Here is a 19,723-nt window from a genome sequence, read left to right on the forward strand (position 1 = left end):
GCCATCTAGCTGTTTAAATGTTTTGACTTCTCAAATTGAATAAACTACTCTTTTAGACGTCTAAACATCCAAATTAATCAGGTGACGAATATGAGCGAAAAAAACAAAGCAACCATTGCGGTCCGTAGTGGTGTTGAAGCCGATAAACACCACGGTGCAGTGGTCGCGCCAATCTATTTATCGACTACTTATTCGTTTGCCGATTTTGATACTAAACGCCAATATGATTATGGCCGCAGCGGTAATCCTAACCGCGATATCTTAGCCGAGACCCTTGCTGAGCTCGAAGGTGGAGTACGCGGCATAATTACAGCCACAGGCATGGCGGCTGTACACTTAGCAACTCAGCTGCTTAATCACGACGACACGTTAGTGATCCCACACGACTGCTACGGTGGAAGCTACCGTTTATTTACGTCCCTGCAAAAGCGTGGCTTGCTAAAGCTTGAGGTTTTAGATTTAACAAAACCAGAAAGTCTTCAAAAAATATTAGTAATTAAACCAAAACTCATTTGGATTGAAACACCAAGTAACCCTGTACTACGTTTAACTGATATTAAAGCGGTTACTGATATTGCTAAGCAGTGTGGCGCACTGGTGGCCGCTGACAATACATTTTTATCGCCTGCTTTACAAAATCCGATTAAGTTTGGTGTAGATATTGTGGTGCATTCAACCACTAAATATATTAACGGACACTCAGATGTAGTGGGCGGTGCTGTTATTGCTGCAACACAAGAGATCGGTGACGAGCTTGCTTGGTGGGCTAATAACATTGGTATCACAGGGGCACCTTTTGATAGCTATTTAACGCTTCGTGGTTTACGTACTTTAAATGTGCGATTAAGGCAGCATCAAGAAAATGCATTAGCAATAGCTAAGTATCTCGAAGAATCTGAGTTCGTTAGCCAAGTTTATTACCCTGGGCTTGAGTCGCACCCCCAACATGAATTAGCGAAAGCACAGCAGCTTGGTTTTGGTGGCATGGTTAGCTTTGATATTAAAGGCGATATAAACGATGCTGCGGCTTTTTTAACTAGTCTACATAACTTTAGTTTAGCTGAGTCGCTAGGCGGCGTTGAGAGCTTAATATGCCACCCTGCTACCATGACGCATGCAGGGATGGATGCAACAGCGCGCTTAGAAGCCGGCGTTGGTGATACGCTTATTCGTGTTTCTGTCGGAATAGAAGACATTGAAGATTTATTAGCAGATCTTGAACGTGTATTTACACTTGTAAAACCTGGCAGAAAAAACAATACAAATCGATTAACTAAAGGTGCGGGAACATCGAGCGGTGATGCTAAGTTAAGTGCCGCTTACCCCGCGCTTTGGTAACTAACATGACTAAAAATATACATAAATTTGGCGGTTCGAGTTTAAGTTCAGCGCAGCGTTACAAAAGTGTTGCGGGTATTATATTAGAGCACACACAACCTGGTGATTGCGTTGTGGTATCAGCAGCTGGGAAAACAACCGATACACTAGTTAAGTTATGGCAAAGTTACCAGCAGCAAGATACACATGTAATTGCTGATATTTTATTACAGTTAAATAATCATCAAATAGATTTAATAGAGCAGTTATTACAAGCTAATACAAAGCGTAACGCTCTAAAAATATTGAATGAAGAGCTATCAACAATAACGCTGTTAGCGCAAACAGGGCAGCTACAAGAAGCCCAATTGCTTGCTCATGGAGAGTTATGGTCAGCACGCGTACTCGCTGCTTACCTGCAGGAGCTTAATGTTGATGCGTGTGTTCACGATGCGCGTGCTTTATTTACATTAAATGATGGGCAGTTATTACATGAACAAAATACTCAACAGTGCGCAAATTTAATTGCGCATAATAAAATTAACGTTGTGACTGGATTTATTGCAGCTAATACAGCAGGGGATACTGTAACGCTTGGTCGTAATGGAAGTGATTATAGTGCGACCTTACTCGCTAATTATTGTCATGCAAAACAAGTCTGTATTTGGACTGATACACAAGGTGTATTTAGTACCGACCCTCGTAAAGTTAGTAAAGCGATTAAATACGCGAAGGTGTGTCGTGGACAGGCCAATTTATTAGCACGGCTAGGTAACCCCGTATTGCATGCTAAAACATTATCTCCTCTTAAAAATACGGATATAAAATTATCAGTACGAAGTAGTTTTGATGTACAAGCTAGCTCTACTGACATCGTTAAAGAAGGTAGTGCCAAACAAAAGCGCTTTATAACAACGTTACAAAATATTGATTTATTGATAGTTGAAAACTTAAGTGAAGGAGATATTGCGCATGTGAGTCAGCTTATTCAGCATAGCTTGCATCACTTTAGTCAAAATGGTGAGACGTACTTAGTTGTGCCAGCTATTTCGACGCATCAGGTTATTAGCTATTTTGAAGGTCGAGCTAATATTAACGAATCGAGCTTACACGGGTGTGCTGTGATAGCGCCAGAGCAAGATATTAGTAAATTGCACTTATTGGCGATTAATTTATTAAATTCACATGCGATTGAACCACGATTTGCACACCAAGATAGCGGCTATATTTTATTACTTACTGATCAAGTGATTGATAGCGATATACTTAGCATATTACACGATAAGCTGATTAACAAAGGCCAGGAAATTGCTTTAATAGTCGCTGGACTTGGTAATGTAGGTGAGGTGTTTATTGAACAGTTATCTACTCAAGTTGAGCGCTTGTCAGATGACTTTAGTATTAAGCTTGTTGGCTTAGTGCGCTCTCAAAAAATGCTTTTTAATCCTAATGGGATTGGTGTATCGCAATGGAAAACCCAGTTTCAACTTGAAGCGTCTGATTATCAAAACCAAACATTATTAAATGCAATTGATGAACTTGATTACGAACATAAAGTGATTGTAGATATAACAGCGAGTGAAAAGTTTAGCCGGTTATATCCTGATTTTGTAGAAATGGATTGTCATTTAATAAGTGCTAATAAGTATGCAGGTACAGCTCCTACTAATTGGTATAAAGCACTACGTACAAGTATCTCTGAACGCAACTTACATTGGCGTTATAACACCAGTGTGGGGGCTGGTTTACCCATTAATTTTGCGCTTGCTGATTTACAAAATAGTGGCGATAAAATAACACGTATTGAGGGCGTGTTTTCTGGGACGTTATCGTGGTTGTGTAGTAAGTATGATGGTTCGATTATATTTTCAGATTTAGTGCTCGAAGCGCAAAAAATGGGTTTTACGGAGCCCGATCCTCGCGAGGATTTATCTGGGCGTGATATGCAGCGAAAATTGCTTATTTTAGCCAGAGAGTTGGGGGTTGAATTAAATCTTGAGGATATTAGTCTTTCGGCATTGATGCCTGATGAGCTTGCGCAAGGGAGTTGGGATGATTTTTTAAGTAAAAAATCCCAGTTAGATAGCTTTATTCAAGAGCATGCAAAGAGAGCTAAGGCACAAAATTCGGTGCTTCGTTATACAGGCTTGCTCGAAATCGCAGAAAATGAAGTAATAGCGAAAGTCGGTATCGCGTATGTATTACAAAGTGATGTTTTGGCTAGTTTAACGCCAGGAGATAATATTTTTGTTATAAATAGTAAGTGGTATAGCGATAACGCGCTCGTTATCCAAGGCCCTGGTGCTGGTAAAGAGGTCACTGCAGCGGGTGTACATTCTGATTTGTATTGGCTGGTCCAAAATTTAAGGTAGCATTACGGCAGCCTAAAGTGGCTGCCGTTTTTATTTAACGCTATTTAAAATAGCTCTTCTTCTGTTTTTGTATCTTCCTCAAATATATCGGTAGGTTGGGAAAGTACATACTTAGTTGGGGCTGTACCTTTGTCAAAATATTCAAAGCGGCTTGTGTAATCGTTTTTGTGGCTCAGTAAACCTGTTGCTAAATCAATACGAATAGATACTAAGTCTTCGGGTGGTTCTATAGGCGCTTCTGGTGCATCTTCAAGTGCTACTTTCATAAACTCAATCCATGCTGGTTGCGCCGTTTTAGCCCCTGACTCTGCCCCTGAGATTTGACTGCTATCAAGGTTGTTATTATATGTTGAGCGGCCTAACGAGTTACCGGGGTTATCAAACCCAACCCATACAGACGTTAGTACATTACGATTAAAGCCACTAAACCAAGTATCTACTGAGTCATTAGTCGTGCCTGTTTTACCTGAGAGATCACGTCTCTTTAATGCTTGAGCACGCCAGCCTGTTCCGCTCCAGCCTGTTTTATGTGCCCAACTACCACCGCCCCAAATACCACTATGCATTGCATCAGCAATTAAAAATGCATTCTGTTTAGAGATAATCCGTGGTGCGCATTTTTTTCTTGTTGCTTTTCAGTTTCGAAATTCTGCATTGTTACATCGTTGTTCAATACGCTTAACGTACTATCGCTATCGTCACAAGCTTCTGTTGGGTTTGTTTTAAATAACACGTCACCATAAGCATCTTGAATTTCAGAAATGAAGTAGGGTTCTATTAAATGCCCGCCATTTGCAAAAGCACTCATACCGCGTGCAAGTTCAAGCGGCGTAATAGAAGCGCTACCAAGCGCAAGTGATTCACTGCGATTAATATCTGAATTTTTGAAGCCAAATTTTAGTAGGTGCTCTGCCGTACGCTGTAGGCCAACTCCGCGTAACAAGCGCACCGAAATAACGTTTTTAGATTGTGCTAAAGCACGACGAATACGAATAGGTCCATTATAAACAGCGGGGCTGTTTTTTGGTCGCCATGCAACACCTTGGCTTTTATCCCATTGGTTAATTGGTGCATCGTTTAATATTGAGGCTAAGGTGTAGCCTTTTTCCAGTGCAGCAGAGTAAATAAAAGGTTTTATATTAGAGCCTACTTGGCGCTTAGCTTGTACTGCTCGGTTATATTGACTTTGTTCGAAACTATAACCACCCACAATCGCTTTAATGCGCCCATTTTGTGGGTCAAGAGAAACGATGGCACTAGATGCTTCAGGAATTTGGCTAAGTAAATAGCTACCGTCGGTATTTTTACGTAACCAAATTTGTTCGCCGGGTGCGAGTATTTCATTGGCTGCTTTAGGTGCAAAGCCTTGGCGATAACGCGTAATGTATTTACGAGCCCACTTTAGGTTATCCCAAGTTAGTGTGGTTTGCTCGCCACTTTTAAGTAATACATCAGCTGTTTTGTCATTCACTGCGATTACAACGGCCGCTTTTAATTGGCCAAACTCATTTACAGATTTTAGCTCACTGAGTATTTGAGACTTGCTAAATACAGGCTGTGTTTCTGGATCCCACAACGTTTTAACAGAGCCTCTATAACCATGGCGCATATCATAATTGTGTAAATTATTGATGAGTGCTGTTTGTGCCGCTTTTTGAACTTGTGACTCAACAGTAGTAAATATTTTATAACCTGAGTTATAGGCTTTATCGATTCCGTAACGTGCCACCATTTCTGCACGCACCATTTCAGAAATATAAGGAGCATACAGATCAATTTCTGCACCGTGAAAATAAGCTGTAATAGGTTGCCTGATGGCATCGTTGTATTGTGTTTGTGTTATGTAGTTTTCTGTTAACATGCGGCCAAGAACAACATTGCGACGAGATTTTGCGCGAGTTGGGTTACGGATCGGGTTTAAGGCTGATGGCGCTTTGGGTAAGCCGGCAATCATCGCCATTTGGGCAAGTGTAAGATCTTTTAATTCTTTTCCGTAATATACCTGTGCAGCAGCGCCAATACCAAAAGCACGGTTACCTAGTTCTATTTTGTTTAAATAGAGTTCAAGAATTTCGTCTTTCGTTAGTAAATTTTCTATATGAAGCGCTATAAAAATTTCTTTAACTTTACGAATATAAGCTTTTTCACGAGTTAAGAAGAAGTTTCGAGCTAGCTGCATTGTTATTGTACTTGCACCTTGCTTTTTTTCGCCTGTTGAAATCAAAACCAATGCAGAACGAACAATACCAATAGGGTCTATTCCCACATGGTCATAAAAACGATTATCTTCAGTTGCTAAAAATGCATTTATTAAAGGTTTTGGTATTTCGTCAATCGTTACGGGGATCCGTCTTTTTTCACCAAATTGATTGATCAGAAGGCCATCTTTAGTGAATACTTGCATAGGAGTTTGTAATTGCACATCTTTTAAAACTTGCACACTTGGAATATCAGGTTTAACGTAGTAATAAAGACTGATTAAAGTAATCAGCCCAAGTAATGTGCAAATGATAAAAAATTGTAAAGTTCGTTTTAATAAAATCACTTATATTTCCCTAAATGGACTCCCAATTATGTATGGAGACTGCTAGTATATATTGATTAAAAAATGAATAATATTTTTTAAGATAAAAATTATAACTTGTTTATTATTAAAACAAAGGCCAAGTTTCAAACATGCTAAGTCAACTATTTCAAAAGCCGTCAAAAATGATGGTAGGAATTGATATTGGATCGCACTCTATCAAGGCGGTACTTTTAAGTGAAATTGAAACTGGATTTCGTCTTGAAGCATTAGCGATTGAACCAATGCCTAAGGGCGCAATGAGCGAACGTATTATTCAAGATATTGAAGCAATTGGTAATGTAATATCAAAATTAAAAAGAAAGTTACCAAAATCACTAAAATCTGCTGCTGTAGCCGTCTCTGGCCAAACAGTTATTACTAAAGTTATTTTTATGGATGTGTCATTAACTGACGCTGAACTTGAATCACAAATTGAAATTGAGGCTGATAGCCTTATTCCATACCCCCTTGATGAAGTTAGCTTAGATTTTGAAAAATTATCAACAAATGAAGCCGATCCAAGTAAAATGAATGTGTTACTTTCTGCAGCCCGCACAGAAAGTGTCGAAGCGCGAGTTGGTGCTTTAGAAGTTGCCAATTTAGAAGCGAAAGTTGTTGATGTAGAAAGCTATGCATTGAGCCGCTCGATGGATGTTTATTACAAGCAGTTACCAAGCGATGCCTTTAATAAGTGTGTTGCTGTAGTTGATATTGGTGCTGTGTTGATGTTGGTGAGTGTTGTACAAGCCGGTGAAACAATATATACCCGCGATCAAGTTTTTGGCGGCGATCAATATACCAATAGTATTGTTGCTTACTATAATAAAGGGTTCGATGAAGCTGAAATTGGAAAAACATCGGGTGATCTTCCGCCAAATTACACTTTTGAAGTACTTGCTCCTTTTCAAACATCATTACTTCAACAAGTACGTCGAGCGGTACAGATGTTTTTGACTACCAGCGGTAAAGACCAAATTGATTATATTGTTCTAACCGGTGGAACTGCCATGATAAATGGGCTAGATCGTTTATTAATAGAAGAACTTGGTATCCACTCCATTGTTGTAGAACCGTTTACGAATATGGAAATTTCTCCCAAGGTAGACCGTAATGTAATGCAACGCCATAGAACACAGTTTGCTATTGCGACAGGACTGGCATTAAGGAATTTTTCATCATGCCACATATAAATTTATTACCTTGGCGTGAATTGCAACGCGAAGAGTCAAAAAAGAAATTTGTTACTATTTTAATTGCTGTTGTTATTGTTTGTTTTGCAAGTATGTATGTATTGAACTCGTTCTATACTGCTTTAAAGGATGGACAGAATTTAAAAAATAACTACCTCAGTTCAGAAATTAGTCTATTAGATAAGAAAATTAGTGATATTAGAGATTTAGATTATAGGAAAGAAAACTTACAACAACGTATGCATCTAATTGAAGAATTACAGAGCAGTCGTAACTTAGGCACTCAAATAATGGATGAAGTTGCTAAAATAGTCCCCGCTGGTGTTTATTTAACTAAGTTAGAACGTCGAGGCAATAGAATTCATGTATTAGGGCGCAGTGAATCAAATAACCGCCTCTCCAACATGCTTAGAGAAGTACAAAACTCATATTTATTAGAGCGCCCAACAATGCAAGGCATTGTTGCTGGCAATCAATCTTCTCGTTTACTTAGTGATTTCAATATGGAGTTTTACGTTAAACCATTTGATAAAATTGGTGAGGTTCCAAATGAACCTTGATTTAAAAGCGTTTAGTGATATTGATTGGAATGAAATTGAACTTGATAATATTGGCGAATGGCCAATTGCTGTTAAGGTTATTTGCGCTACATTTGTTGCTGCTTTAGTGCTGTTTTTTAGTTATAGCTTATTGGTATCTGATGAAATTGATAGTTACCATAATGCGGTTACAAAAGAAGTTGAATTACGGACAACTTATCGTACCAAATATGCTGTAGCCAGCAGGCTTGATATTTATCGTGAACAAATGCTTAAAATGGAGGAGAAATTTTCTCAATTATTAAAGCGTTTACCAACCTCAAATGAAACCCCTGGTTTATTAGATGATTTATCTTATGTGGGAACTACAAGTGGTTTAACTTTTTTAAAGATTGGCTGGCTGCCAGAAGTTGAAAAAGAATTTTATACTGAGCTACCTATTAAAATAGAGGTTGTAGGTACTTATCATGAGTTTGGTGAATTTGTGGGAAAAGTGGCTCAATTGCCGCGTATTGTGAGCTTACACGACTTTTCTATTTCATCCTCAGGCGAAAAGCAGTTAACATTTAGTGTGGTGGCAAAAACTTATCGCTATGAAGAAGGGGAGGTAAAGTGAAGCATTTTTCCTTTATTCCTATAGTTGCTCTCCTGCTAAGTGGTTGTAACGACGATACCTCAGAACAAAAAGAGTTTATAGATCAAGTTAAAGCGAGTACGACTGCTAGAGTTGAAGCAATTCCTGAATTAACAAAGTTCGAGCATTTTGAATATAACGCTGGGCAGCTAAGGAGTCCTTTTGTGGCCCCGCAGCCTGAAATAATCCAAAACAAATTAACTCAAGTTAAAAATTGTTTACATCCGGATCCTGAACGCCAACGTGAAACCTTAGAAAAATACCCACTGGATAATTTATCTATGAAAGGAACAATCGGATCAAGTGGACAAGCTTGGGCGCTCATTACAGCTACAGACGATACTTTACATCGTATTACAGTCGGTAATTATTTAGGTAGCTATGATGGCAAAGTACAATCAGTAAATAATGATTATATTGAGTTAATAGAATTAATCCCAGATGGGTCTGGTTGTTGGAAAGAGCGCCTGACTAAATTAGAAATGTTAGAGGCGGCAACCAATGGCGCAGGTTAATAACAAAAAAGGTAAGAACAAAATGCATAAGGGTGTACTTTGGCACAACCGTATTCAACGAGCTCTATTTGCAACTTTAGCTCTGGTTATAGCCAATTCAGCTATTGCAGCGCCGTTGCTCTATGATATTCGTTATAACCCATTACTCAAGGGTGAAACCGAGTTGCAGCTGGTATTTGATGAAAAGTTAACGCAAGAACCAAAAATACAAGTATTTAATAGCCCGGCACGAATTGAAATGATGTTTGATTCGGCACAATTAGAGCAAGGTCTTGAAAATGTACAGGTAAACCAAGCTGGTATTAATAATGTTACTAATGTACTTACTGATAAGGGATTAAAAGTAACAATAAATCTTACTCGTTTGAAAATCTATGAGACGGAAGTTAATAATAATTTAGTGTCTTTACGTGTTTCTGATAACCCATTAACAGAGCAAGACGTTGATGATGAAGCAACTAACTCTGATGCAGTGTCTGGAAATTATATCAATCGGATTCAGTCTATTGACTTTCGTCGGGGGAGAAGGGCGAGGCAAAAATACTGGTGTTCTTACAAGATACGCAAGCCGCAATAGAAGTGCATGAAAGTGGTGGTAAAATTATTGCTGATTTTCATCATACAGATATTTTAGATGACTTACTGTATGAGTTAGATGTGCTCGATTTTGGCACCGTAGTAAGCAGCATTGAAACTTTTAAAGAAGATGGATTAAGCCGCGTTGTTATTGAACCAAATGCCGCTTTTACTTTTACCTACCAACAAATAGATAATATTCTTACTTTAACGGTGGAAAAAGACGAAACGCAAAATGCATATTTAGATGGTGGTAAAGATTACCAAGGCCGCCTAATGACATTAAATTTTCAAGATATTTCTGTTCGTGCAGTGTTACAAATCATAGCGGGCTATAATGACTTTAATTTAGTCACTAGTGACTCGGTGACAGGCAATATTACATTACGCTTAGATGGCGTGCCTTGGGATCAGGCGCTTGATGTTGTACTTAAAATTAAAGGCTTAGACAAGCGTATGGATGGTTCTATTTTGATGGTTGCCCCATCAGAAGAGCTTGCAGCACGTGAAGCTAAAGATTTACAAGCAAAGCAGAACGTAGAAAACTTAGAGCCGCTTTACAGTGAATACATTCGTTTAAACTACGCAAAAGCAGAAGAGTTTGCTGATTTATTAAAAACAGATACAAATAGTATTATCACTCAACGTGGTAGCGTATCTGTTGATAAGCGTACTAATACATTATTACTCAAAGATACGGCCAAAAGTATTGAGAGCGTGCGACGCATGGTCGAAACACTTGATATAGCGGTTAGACAGGTTGTAATCGAATCACGTATGGTAACCGTGCGTGATAATGTAACCGAAGATTTAGGTGTGCGTTGGGGGTTTAGCGACCAGCAGGGCAGTGATGGCATATCAGGTACACTTGAAGGCGCTAATACAATATCAAATGGTATCATTCCTGATATCTCTGATCGTTTAAACGTGAATTTACCCGTGACAAACCCATCAGCAAGTATCGGCATGCATATCGCCAAGTTAGCTAACGGTACTTTGATTGATTTAGAGTTAACAGCTCTTGAGGAAGAAAACAAAGGTGAGATTATTGCGAGCCCTCGTATTACTACTGCAAACCAACAACAAGCACGAATAGAGCAAGGTACTGAAATACCTTATGTTGAGTCAGCTTCTAGTGGTGCGACAACGGTTAGCTTTAAAAAAGCAGTACTGAGTTTACAAGTAACACCTCATATAACTCCTGATAATAAAGTTATTTTGGATTTAATTATTACTCAAGATACGCGAGGAGATACAGTTCAAACAGGAACTGGGCCAGCTGTTGCAATTGATACTCAGCAAATTCAGACACAAGTGCTAGTGGAAAATGGGCAAACAATCGTGCTCGGCGGTATTTTTCAGCAGCAAATCATAAATTCGACTAAAAAAGTACCTCTACTTGGTGATATTCCGTACTTAGGAAGGCTGTTTAAGAGTACAAGTGAGTTTAACGAAAAGAGAGAATTACTTATTTTTGTAACACCAAAAATACAAATAGACTAAAATTAGGCGTATTTTTGTTAACCAATGGGCGATTATTCAGATTAATTGCTCGTTATATGGCTTTTTATTCTAATTGACTTGAAATACCCCAGCAATTACTGAGATAATCCCCTCCTTAATTTTGGGGCCAGGTCGTTAGGCGGGGTTTTATTTCAAATTTTAGAGTTCGTTTGTACTAAAAGATATGGCTGAGAAACGTAATATATTTCTAATTGGCCCCATGGGGGCTGGAAAAAGCACAATTGGTCGTCACATTGCCGATCAATTACACCTTGAATTTGTTGATTCTGATCAAGAAATCGAACGCCGTACCGGTGCAGATATTGCCTGGGTGTTTGATCTTGAAGGTGAAGAAGGCTTTAGACTTCGTGAAGAATCTGTTATTGGCGACTTAACTGAGATGCAAGGTATTGTACTTGCAACTGGTGGTGGTTCAGTAATGAGTAAAGAAGTCCGAAACAAGCTTTCTGCTCGCGGTATAGTAGTATACCTAGAGACACCTATAGAAAAGCAAGTTGCACGCACACAACGCGACAAGCGTCGCCCATTGCTGCAAACTGAAGAAGCACCTCGTGATGTACTAGAGCGCTTAGCAGAAGAACGCGAACCGTTATATAAAGAAGTGGCTGATTTTGTTGTACGCACTGATGAGCAAAGCGCTAAAGTTGTTGCTAACCAAATCATCGAGAAATTAGATTTTTAAAAACCAATAATAAAGGAAGACTGAGCATGCTTGAATTAACTGTTAATTTGGACGAGCGAAGTTATCCTATATATATTGGTCAATCTGCACTTCAAGATAATGGCCGCCTAATTCACTACATTGGTGATTGTCGGCCTATCATCATTACTAATGACACAGTTGCACCTTTATATCTACAAGGACTACTTGATTCGTTAGCTGAGCTAAAACCACTCTCTTTTGTCATACCTGACGGTGAGCAATACAAATCACTAGAATGGTTTGAAAAAATATCTGCTTTTTTACTCCAAAATAACTGCGGTCGTGATACGTGCTTAATTGCATTAGGTGGTGGTGTTATAGGTGACTTAACTGGGTTTGTAGCTGCATGTTACCAACGCGGTGTGCCATTTATTCAAATACCAACCACATTGTTATCGCAAGTAGACTCATCAGTTGGTGGTAAAACAGCTGTAAATCATCCTTTAGGTAAAAATATGATTGGGGCATTTTATCAGCCACAAGCGGTTTTTATTGATACCAAATCTTTGCATACGCTACCAGCAAGAGAGTTTGCTGCCGGTATGGCTGAGGTTATAAAATATGGATTGATTTATGATACTGAATTATTTAGTTATTTAGAAAAAAACGTAAAAGACTTACAGCAATTAAATGAAGCGTGTTTACAGCATATTATTTTTAGATGTTGTGAAATTAAAGCTTTAATTGTTGCTCAAGATGAAAAAGAGCAAGGCCTTAGGGCACTTTTGAATCTGGGTCATACATTTGCCCATGCGATTGAAGCGCAGATGGGTTACGGTATTTGGCTACATGGTGAAGCTGTTGCAACAGGAATGGTGCTTGCCGCACAACTTGCTCATACACGCAAAGACTTGAGTGCTGATGAAGTGGCACGTATTATTGATGTTATTACGCAATATAACTTACCAACTAAAATACCTACAGAAATGACAAGCGAGCAGTTTTTAACGCATATGCGTAAAGACAAAAAGAATAAAAAAGGTACAATTCGGTTTGTTTTACCAACCCAATTTGGTCAATGCGCATTAGTTGATGATGTATCTGACGACCAAGTTCGAGCCTTAATCGAGCAATAAATGCAGTCACAAATTTTACCAAGCCGTGCGGCTTTGGTGGATAGAATCGCGTTGCAATTTGAATACGGGCAAAACCTTATCGTTTTACTTGGCACATCAGGGCTAGGTAAAAGTTATATGCTCGAAACCTTCATTACCGATAAATATAATGACTTCAATAAAGCTTTTGTACAAGTAACAGGAAAAATGACTGATACTCAGCTTATGAGTCAGTTATTAGAACAAAGCTTTAATGCTCCTTTGGTGGATCATAACTTAAGCTTATCTGAAAACTATTATCAATTGCTTCAACAGCAAACATGTGGGCCTTGTTTGTGGGTGCTTGACGGTGGTAGACATCTCTCAGAAGAAATACTCATTGAGCTTGAGTCATTGGCTAAAATGAGTCCAAGTACCTTGTATATTATGGTCGCTTCACAATCAAAACTGTTTTTTAATGATGTTGTTGAAATTTATTTAGAGCCTTTAAGTCTACGAGAAAGTAAGCAGCTTATGAGTTGGTACTTCACTGCTCTTCCTTATGACGAGGATCCTGTTTTCCAGACTTTTTTGTCTGAAGCTCGAGGGAATCCTAGCTTATTGTTGGCATGGCAACCCACTGAACATGTGGCAGATTTTACAGTCAAAGATAAAGTATCGTGGCGATTACACTTATTAACTTTACTGTTGATAATAATGTTCTTAATTATAGGTTTATTGTATAAATCAAATATGACGCAATGGTGGCAGCAATATCATCAGCAGGAGCAACCTGAGTTGCTAACGTTAGCCATTCCAGTGAGTGAAGTAAGTAATCAACTCATGTCTCCTAATGAAGCGCCTATCCCCCAAATACTTCCAGATGTAATAAACGAGACGAAGCTTAAAGAGCACCAGAATGATGTGCCCGCAATTATGCAAAGCTTAAAAAAAGCGAGCGTAGAAACGGAACGGTTAGCTACAAATATAAAAATAGCTGAAGAGCCACCTAAACCGCAAGTGAAGAATGAACAATCAGATGTTGAAAAGAATTGGTACTTACAACAGCCTACTCACCACATTGTAATTCAGTTATTAGCCGTAACACAGCAGCAAATTAGTATTGAGTTTATGACTAAATATGAACTGGAAGGTGAGGCCTATACTTATCAAACTAAAAGAAACAACAAAATTTGGTGGGTAGTTACGTTTGGTAATTTTGCGAGTTTAGAGGATGCAAAATTGGCAATGAAAACATTGCCTTCTGACATTTTAAAAAATAAACCTTTTTATAAAAAAATTAGCAAAATAAAACAAGAAATAGCACTAGTTGATCAGTAAATTAAATCGCTTTAGTGTAAAATCGCGTAACACCAGATTGAAGTAAAGAGCCAATGCAGCAAAAGAGTAGAGCCTTCCTTAAATGGGCTGGCGGAAAATACAGCCTCGTTGATGATATTAACGCGCGACTAAACCAAGCAAGCAAGCAAGCAGACACTTTGGTTGAACCTTTTGTTGGTGCTGGATCGGTGTTTTTAAATAGTAATTTTAAACATTATATTCTTAATGATATAAATGCAGATTTAATAAACTTATACAAAGAACTAAGAAATTCACCAGATGAGTTTATTAGTGATGCAAAAAAGCTATTTGTTGATTTGAATAACCATCCTGACGCTTACTATGAGTATCGTGTACAGTTTAATCAAAGCCGCGATGTATATGAGCGATCAATGTTATTTTTGTACATGAACCGCTATGGTTATAACGGGTTGTGTAGATACAACTTAAAAGGTATTTTTAATGTGCCTTTCGGTAAATATAAAAAGCCTTATTTTCCTGAAAAAGAAATGTATTTTTTTGCCGCGAAAGCTCAGCAAGCAACTTTCACCTGTTTAGATTACGATGATGTATTTAAATTGGTACCTGAGAATGCAGTTATCTATTGCGACCCGCCATATGTACCCTTAAGTAAAACTGCATCATTCACCTCTTATGCAAAGGGTGGCTTTAATTTAGATGATCAGGCTAACTTAGCTAATTTGGCAGAGCGGGCAGCATTTGAAAATAATACACCAGTACTTATATCTAACCACGATACAGTATGGACACGAAAGATTTATAGCCAGGCATCATTGGATCAAATTCAAGTAAAGCGGACTATTAGCCCTAAAGGCGGTTCTCGTAATAAAGTAGATGAGTTAATGGCTATGTATTTACCACTAAAGTAACAATCGCGTAAATCGAAAATACAAAAACTATAAAAAGCACAATCGCAATTATAATTATTGAATATGGAGAGTGTTTTTTGAAGTCTGAATTGCGTTTACTTTCTGATTGAACGCCAAAAAATGCTGCTAGCACACTTTGTAACGCGCTAAAAAGTTGCAGCATTATATTAAAATAGAGGTTTTAAAGATGGCGCTTTTTTCGAATCATCTGAGCTGGTAAGTAGTTCTAATAAATCTAAATAATGAAATTGCGCACTTCTACTATCACCAGTAATCCACGAAACCCAAGACGAATCCTCTTCTATCTTAATACACACTTCTGCAGTATTTTTAGAAACCACAGATAGATTTTGATAATGGCAATTATTTACTGAGCTAACTTCCGGCTCAGAATTTGGAGAGAAACTAAACGCCCCAATAAACAATAATGCCGATGCAATTAATATCCCTGTTTTAAAAGCTCGCATATGTAGGCCTAATTATTTGTTACTTTTTTAATCATACCAAAGGTTGGTTAAATAACAAACTTAAATATTTAAGATAATAGTGAATAATTATTAAAAATAATAACTTAACTATTCTTTTTAATTTTAGGGATCCATCATTATCTTTTATCCGTTCTTGGGTAACTTCATTAATTAAGTTACATTAACGAAATATACTATTTATTGATGGAGTTAATCATGTTTAACCCAGAGCAAAAATATTTAATTGCCCCTTCTATTTTGTCTGCTGATTTTGCAAAACTAGGCGAAGATGTTGATAAAGTACTCGATGCGGGTGCTGACGTGGTTCATTTTGATGTGATGGATAATCACTATGTACCTAATCTCACAATTGGCCCAATGGTGTGTAAAGCACTCAGAGATTACGGTATAACAGCACCTATCGATGTGCATTTAATGGTTAAACCTGTAGATAGTCTTATTCCACTGTTTGCAGAGGCTGGCGCATCAATTATTACTTTTCATCCAGAAGCCAGTGAACACGTTGATCGTACAATACAGTTAATTAAAGATCATGGCTGTAAAGCAGGCTTAGTGTTTAACCCTGCAACGAGTCTAAGTTACTTAGATCATGTTATTGATAAGCTAGATACCATTTTACTAATGTCGGTAAACCCTGGGTTTGGCGGACAAAGTTTTATCCCTCATACGCTTGAAAAGCTACGACAAGCTAAGCAACGTATAGTTGCATCGGGTCGTGATATTCGCTTAGAGGTAGATGGCGGTATTAAAGTCGATAATATTGCAGCAGCGGCTCGAGCGGGTGCAGATATGTTTGTGGCAGGCTCCGCTATTTTCAACCAACCTGATTACAAAGTGGTGATTGATCAAATGCGTGAGCAGCTTGGAAGTGTAAAATAATGAAGTACGACGTCGCCTTATTTGATTTAGATGGTACTTTGGTTGATAGCGTTTACGACTTGTATATTGCAATTAACCTAACCTTGAGTGACCTCGCTTTTCCTATCGTTAGCCAACGCTTAGTTGAAAGCTGGGTAGGTAATGGCATAGAAGTACTCGTTAAGCGTGCTTTGAGTGGCGATATGCAAGTGAGTGAACATTTAGACGAGTCACTTAGTGATAAAGCAATATCACGGTTTTATAAGCACTATGAACAACAAGTTGGTGAGTATAGTGTGCTGTACCAACACGTGGAAACTGGGCTTGCAGCACTTCGTGGTATGCCAAAAGCACTAATCACTAATAAGTCTCGAATATTTACAGAAAAACTACTCGATAAACTGGCACTGACGAGTCATTTTGATGTGATTGTATGCGGTGACGACATGGCAAAAAAACCGTCGCCAGAACCATTGCTATTTGCCTGCAAAAAACTAAATGCGGAGCCTAATAAAGCAATAATGATAGGTGATTCTAAAAGCGATATACTTGCAGCTAAAGCCGCTAATATAGACGTAATTGCACTTAGTTATGGCTATAACCAAGGTGAAAGTCTTGAGGATTATAATCCGCAGTACCTATGCGATAACTTCTTAGATATAATACCTGTTCTAACGCAGCGTTAAATATTATTCATTAAGCAAAATAAAGGAAAATCATGAGTAAACCAGTAGTTTTAAGCGGCATTCAGCCAACCGGTGGTATGACAATAGGCAACTATGTTGGCGCTATTAACCAGTGGCTAAAGTTACAGGAAGACCACGAAAGTTTCTTTATGTTAGTAGACTTACACGCTATTACGGTTCGCCAAGAGCCTGAATTACTGCGCTCTCGAGTGTTAGATGGTATTGCTCTTTACGCGGCATGTGGCATTGATCCTGAAAAGTCTGCGTTATTTGTACAATCGCAAGTACCTGAGCACGCACAATTAGCGTGGGTATTAAATTGTTACGCGCAAATGGGTGAGCTTAATCGAATGACTCAGTTTAAAGACAAGTCATCTAAGCACGCAAATAACGTAAACGTGGGCTTATTTTCATATCCAGTATTGCAAGCTGCGGATATTTTATTATACCAAGCTGATCAAGTACCAGTAGGGGATGATCAAAAGCAACACTTAGAGCTGACTCGCGATATAGCCACACGCTTTAATAATTTATACGGCGACGTATTTAAATTACCAGAGCCGTACATTCCTGAGTTTGGTGCACGCGTAATGAGCTTGCAAGACCCACTTAAAAAAATGTCTAAGTCTGACGAAAACCCAAATGGTTACATCATGTTATTAGATGAGCCTAAGCAAATTGTGAAAAAGCTTAAAAAAGCAGTAACTGATTCAGATGAACAAGCACGTATTTATTTTGATCGCACAGAAAAGCCTGGCGTATCAAACTTGCTTACTTTATTGAGTGTTGCAACTAAGCGCTCAATTGAAGACCTAGTTCCTGAATATGAAGATAAAATGTATGGCCACTTGAAAAAAGATACAGCAGATGCAGTTGTAAATATGATTGAGCCTATTCAAGCACGCTTTAAAGAGATCAGAGATGATCAAAATCTACTTGATGGCATAATGAAATCAGGTGCTGAAAAAGCCAGCGTACGTGCTGAGAAAACACTTAAATCAGTTTACGATGCACTTGGTTTTATTCCGCGCGGGTAAGTTTATTAAAATAAAAAATGCCGCTTGTTAGCGGCATTTTTTATATAGCACATATCAACATGATAGAGCCAAATAGAAACAGCAGCGATATCGCTAGTTTGTCTGTTTTATCCATTACTCAGCTCTTCTTACTGTTATATCTGCTGTGCTATCAACACTGACTAAAGAAACGCTATAGCCTTTGTTTTCAAGTAAGGTAAGTAAACTATCTTGTCCTGCAAGATGGGCAACTCCAACGAGTACAAACTCATTTTTATCGTTATTAAACATGGCTTCTACTTTTGGTAACCAATCATTATTTCTATCTGTAATAAGCTGTTTATAGCTATTCGGATCATTTTTCTGCATATCTTCAAGTGCCACTTTATTTAGGGTGTCTGTATCACCTTTGCGCCATGCAGCTAAAAGCCCTTTAAACATATCGCTATAGTTGTGAAGCTCGGCTAAGTTACGTTTAATGAAATCGTTTTCGTTGCCTTGACCCATTGCTTTAAAAAGCTCTAACTGAAATTCCATTGTTTCTAAGTAATTTTTTGTTTTGTTATCTTCAGTCGCTTTTTTAGTAAAGTAAGCATCAACCCCTTCACCCATTATATTTTGTTTTTGAAGCTCCATCGACATTAAAACAATACTAACCATAGCAGGGCGATAACCATCTAACTTAGCTAGGTTAGCGCCAAACTCGCTAAGCTTATTTTCAAGTGAAGCTTTAATCTGGGGTTCTAGCTTTTGACTTAACGTTTCGTTATTTTTATACGATAGCGCGCCTAACATTTGCATTTGTGCATTGGTGTCGGCTGGGTCAGGTAACGGTGCTTCTAAAATAATTGTATCTGCTTGTTCATAAGCATGGTTAAACTCAGCGGGCAGTGGCATTTCAGCTTTAGGTAGTATGTGAACTGTACCGCCAATAAATAGTGAGTCATTGCCATTACTTACTTGCCATACAGAGCTTTGAGCCTGTGCTGTATTTGCTAAAAAGCTACAACTAAGTAATACGCTGGCAGATACTAATTTTTTTGTGAATTTTTTCATGATAATTCCTTAATATAACCTTTAATTTTATTGTTTTTAGTTCGATAACACATTACTGAAATATGCAGTGATTGACGATGTTACCTTTGAAAGGCCTTTATCAATTTGCGTGTTTATTTTGCTCATTGAAGAGTCAAGCTCAGCTGATATTTTTTCATCCATTAAAGAAAGTAACGTTTGCGTATCAATATTACTTTTTAAAAACTCAGTGGCGTCTATGTTGTTTGTTTCTTGCTGCTTTTTATTAACTGGGTTAATCGCCTCTACGCTTTCACCAATTATGCATTGATTAAAATTACTTTGAACGGTGTGTTGTTTAGTGTCAGCTGCAATAACTGAAGTTGTATTAAAAGCAGTTGCTAGTAGTAAAGCCGGTAGTACTTTTTTCATTGTGTTATTCATAATTAAACCTTTTATA

17 protein-coding genes and 2 pseudogenes are annotated in these 19,723 nt (G+C 38.1%); 14 read left to right on the forward strand and 5 right to left on the reverse strand.

The genetic code is table 11. The features are described from left to right. Positions 1-90: 90 nt before the first annotated feature. Both metB and metL read left to right on the forward strand, forming a co-directional pair. Positions 91-1,338: a cystathionine gamma-synthase gene (gene metB / locus P4S71_RS11145; RefSeq protein ID WP_096792367.1), complete on the forward strand. Its 1,248-nt coding sequence runs from the start codon at positions 91-93 to the stop codon at positions 1,336-1,338. 5 nt (positions 1,339-1,343) lie between these two features. Continuing rightward, a complete protein-coding gene (gene metL, locus P4S71_RS11150) occupies positions 1,344-3,689 on the forward strand; it encodes a bifunctional aspartate kinase/homoserine dehydrogenase II (RefSeq protein WP_337119766.1) in 2,346 nt (781 codons plus the stop codon). Between the two features lie 44 nt (positions 3,690-3,733). Here the strand turns inward: metL and P4S71_RS11155 are convergent. Then, a pseudogene (locus tag P4S71_RS11155) lies at positions 3,734-6,234 on the reverse strand (penicillin-binding protein 1A). Between the two features lie 131 nt (positions 6,235-6,365). On the opposite strand from P4S71_RS11155, the gene P4S71_RS11160 reads away from it, so the two are divergent. From P4S71_RS11160 to P4S71_RS11200, 9 genes and pseudogenes are all read left to right on the forward strand, one after another. Next, entirely contained in the window at positions 6,366-7,445 is a 1,080-nt protein-coding gene (locus P4S71_RS11160) for a pilus assembly protein PilM (RefSeq protein WP_007378655.1), read from the forward strand. Further along, positions 7,433-8,005, forward strand: coding sequence for a PilN domain-containing protein (locus P4S71_RS11165; RefSeq protein ID WP_007378656.1), 573 nt, complete (start codon positions 7,433-7,435; stop codon positions 8,003-8,005). Before P4S71_RS11160 ends, P4S71_RS11165 begins: the two co-directional genes overlap by 13 nt. Beyond that, positions 7,995-8,600 carry a type 4a pilus biogenesis protein PilO gene (locus tag P4S71_RS11170; RefSeq protein WP_007378657.1) on the forward strand — a complete coding sequence of 202 codons (606 nt, stop codon included), beginning with the start codon at positions 7,995-7,997 and terminating at the stop codon, positions 8,598-8,600. The genes P4S71_RS11165 and P4S71_RS11170 overlap by 11 nt, the downstream gene beginning before the upstream one ends. After that, on the forward strand, positions 8,597-9,133 hold the full coding sequence (locus P4S71_RS11175; RefSeq protein ID WP_007378658.1) for a pilus assembly protein PilP: 537 nt from the start codon (positions 8,597-8,599) through the stop codon (positions 9,131-9,133). The genes P4S71_RS11170 and P4S71_RS11175 overlap by 4 nt, the downstream gene beginning before the upstream one ends. Beyond that, positions 9,120-11,212 (forward strand): annotated as a pseudogene (locus tag P4S71_RS11180) (type IV pilus secretin PilQ). Before P4S71_RS11175 ends, P4S71_RS11180 begins: the two are co-directional and overlap by 14 nt. A 184-nt stretch (positions 11,213-11,396) precedes the next feature. Continuing rightward, a complete protein-coding gene (gene aroK / locus P4S71_RS11185) occupies positions 11,397-11,915 on the forward strand; it encodes a shikimate kinase AroK (RefSeq protein WP_006793103.1) in 519 nt (172 codons plus the stop codon). Between the two features lie 26 nt (positions 11,916-11,941). Then, complete coding sequence (gene aroB / locus P4S71_RS11190; protein ID WP_337150664.1) at positions 11,942-13,012, forward strand: 3-dehydroquinate synthase; 1,071 nt, start codon at positions 11,942-11,944, stop codon at positions 13,010-13,012. Next, the gene (locus P4S71_RS11195) at positions 13,013-14,311 is read left to right on the forward strand and encodes an AAA family ATPase (protein ID WP_337150665.1); all 1,299 of its coding nucleotides are present in this window, start codon (positions 13,013-13,015) and stop codon (positions 14,309-14,311) included. A 53-nt stretch (positions 14,312-14,364) separates the two neighbouring features. Next, positions 14,365-15,201: a Dam family site-specific DNA-(adenine-N6)-methyltransferase gene (locus P4S71_RS11200; RefSeq protein ID WP_337150666.1), complete on the forward strand. Its 837-nt coding sequence runs from the start codon at positions 14,365-14,367 to the stop codon at positions 15,199-15,201. On the opposite strand, the gene P4S71_RS11205 is transcribed toward P4S71_RS11200, so the two are convergent. Next, positions 15,179-15,364 carry a DUF2970 domain-containing protein gene (locus P4S71_RS11205; RefSeq protein ID WP_337150667.1) on the reverse strand — a complete coding sequence of 62 codons (186 nt, stop codon included), beginning with the start codon at positions 15,362-15,364 and terminating at the stop codon, positions 15,179-15,181. The two genes, P4S71_RS11200 and P4S71_RS11205, sit on opposite strands and share 23 nt — an antisense overlap. Positions 15,365-15,368: 4 nt before the next feature. Beyond that, on the reverse strand, positions 15,369-15,668 hold the full coding sequence (locus tag P4S71_RS11210; RefSeq protein ID WP_337150668.1) for a hypothetical protein: 300 nt from the start codon (positions 15,666-15,668) through the stop codon (positions 15,369-15,371). A gap of 216 nt (positions 15,669-15,884) precedes the next feature. Between P4S71_RS11210 and rpe the strand changes: the two genes are divergently transcribed. From rpe to trpS, 3 genes are read left to right on the forward strand one after another with little or no spacing between them, the layout of a single operon-like run. Continuing rightward, positions 15,885-16,568, forward strand: a complete 684-nt coding sequence (rpe, locus tag P4S71_RS11215) for a ribulose-phosphate 3-epimerase (RefSeq protein WP_007378666.1) — start codon at positions 15,885-15,887, stop codon at positions 16,566-16,568. Then, complete coding sequence (locus P4S71_RS11220) at positions 16,568-17,233, forward strand: phosphoglycolate phosphatase (RefSeq protein WP_337150669.1); 666 nt, start codon at positions 16,568-16,570, stop codon at positions 17,231-17,233. The genes rpe and P4S71_RS11220 overlap by 1 nt, the downstream gene beginning before the upstream one ends. A 32-nt stretch (positions 17,234-17,265) precedes the next feature. After that, complete coding sequence (trpS, locus tag P4S71_RS11225) at positions 17,266-18,270, forward strand: tryptophan--tRNA ligase (RefSeq protein ID WP_337150670.1); 1,005 nt, start codon at positions 17,266-17,268, stop codon at positions 18,268-18,270. A 114-nt stretch (positions 18,271-18,384) separates the two neighbouring features. On the opposite strand, the gene P4S71_RS11230 is transcribed toward trpS, so the two are convergent. Then, entirely contained in the window at positions 18,385-19,305 is a 921-nt protein-coding gene (locus P4S71_RS11230; protein WP_337150671.1) for a TraB/GumN family protein, read from the reverse strand. 36 nt (positions 19,306-19,341) lie between these two features. Beyond that, entirely contained in the window at positions 19,342-19,707 is a 366-nt protein-coding gene (locus P4S71_RS11235; protein WP_337150672.1) for a hypothetical protein, read from the reverse strand. Positions 19,708-19,723: the final 16 nt, after the last annotated feature.

The organism is Pseudoalteromonas sp. B62 (assembly GCF_037162565.1).
Lineage (GTDB): Bacteria > Pseudomonadota > Gammaproteobacteria > Enterobacterales > Alteromonadaceae > Pseudoalteromonas > Pseudoalteromonas fuliginea.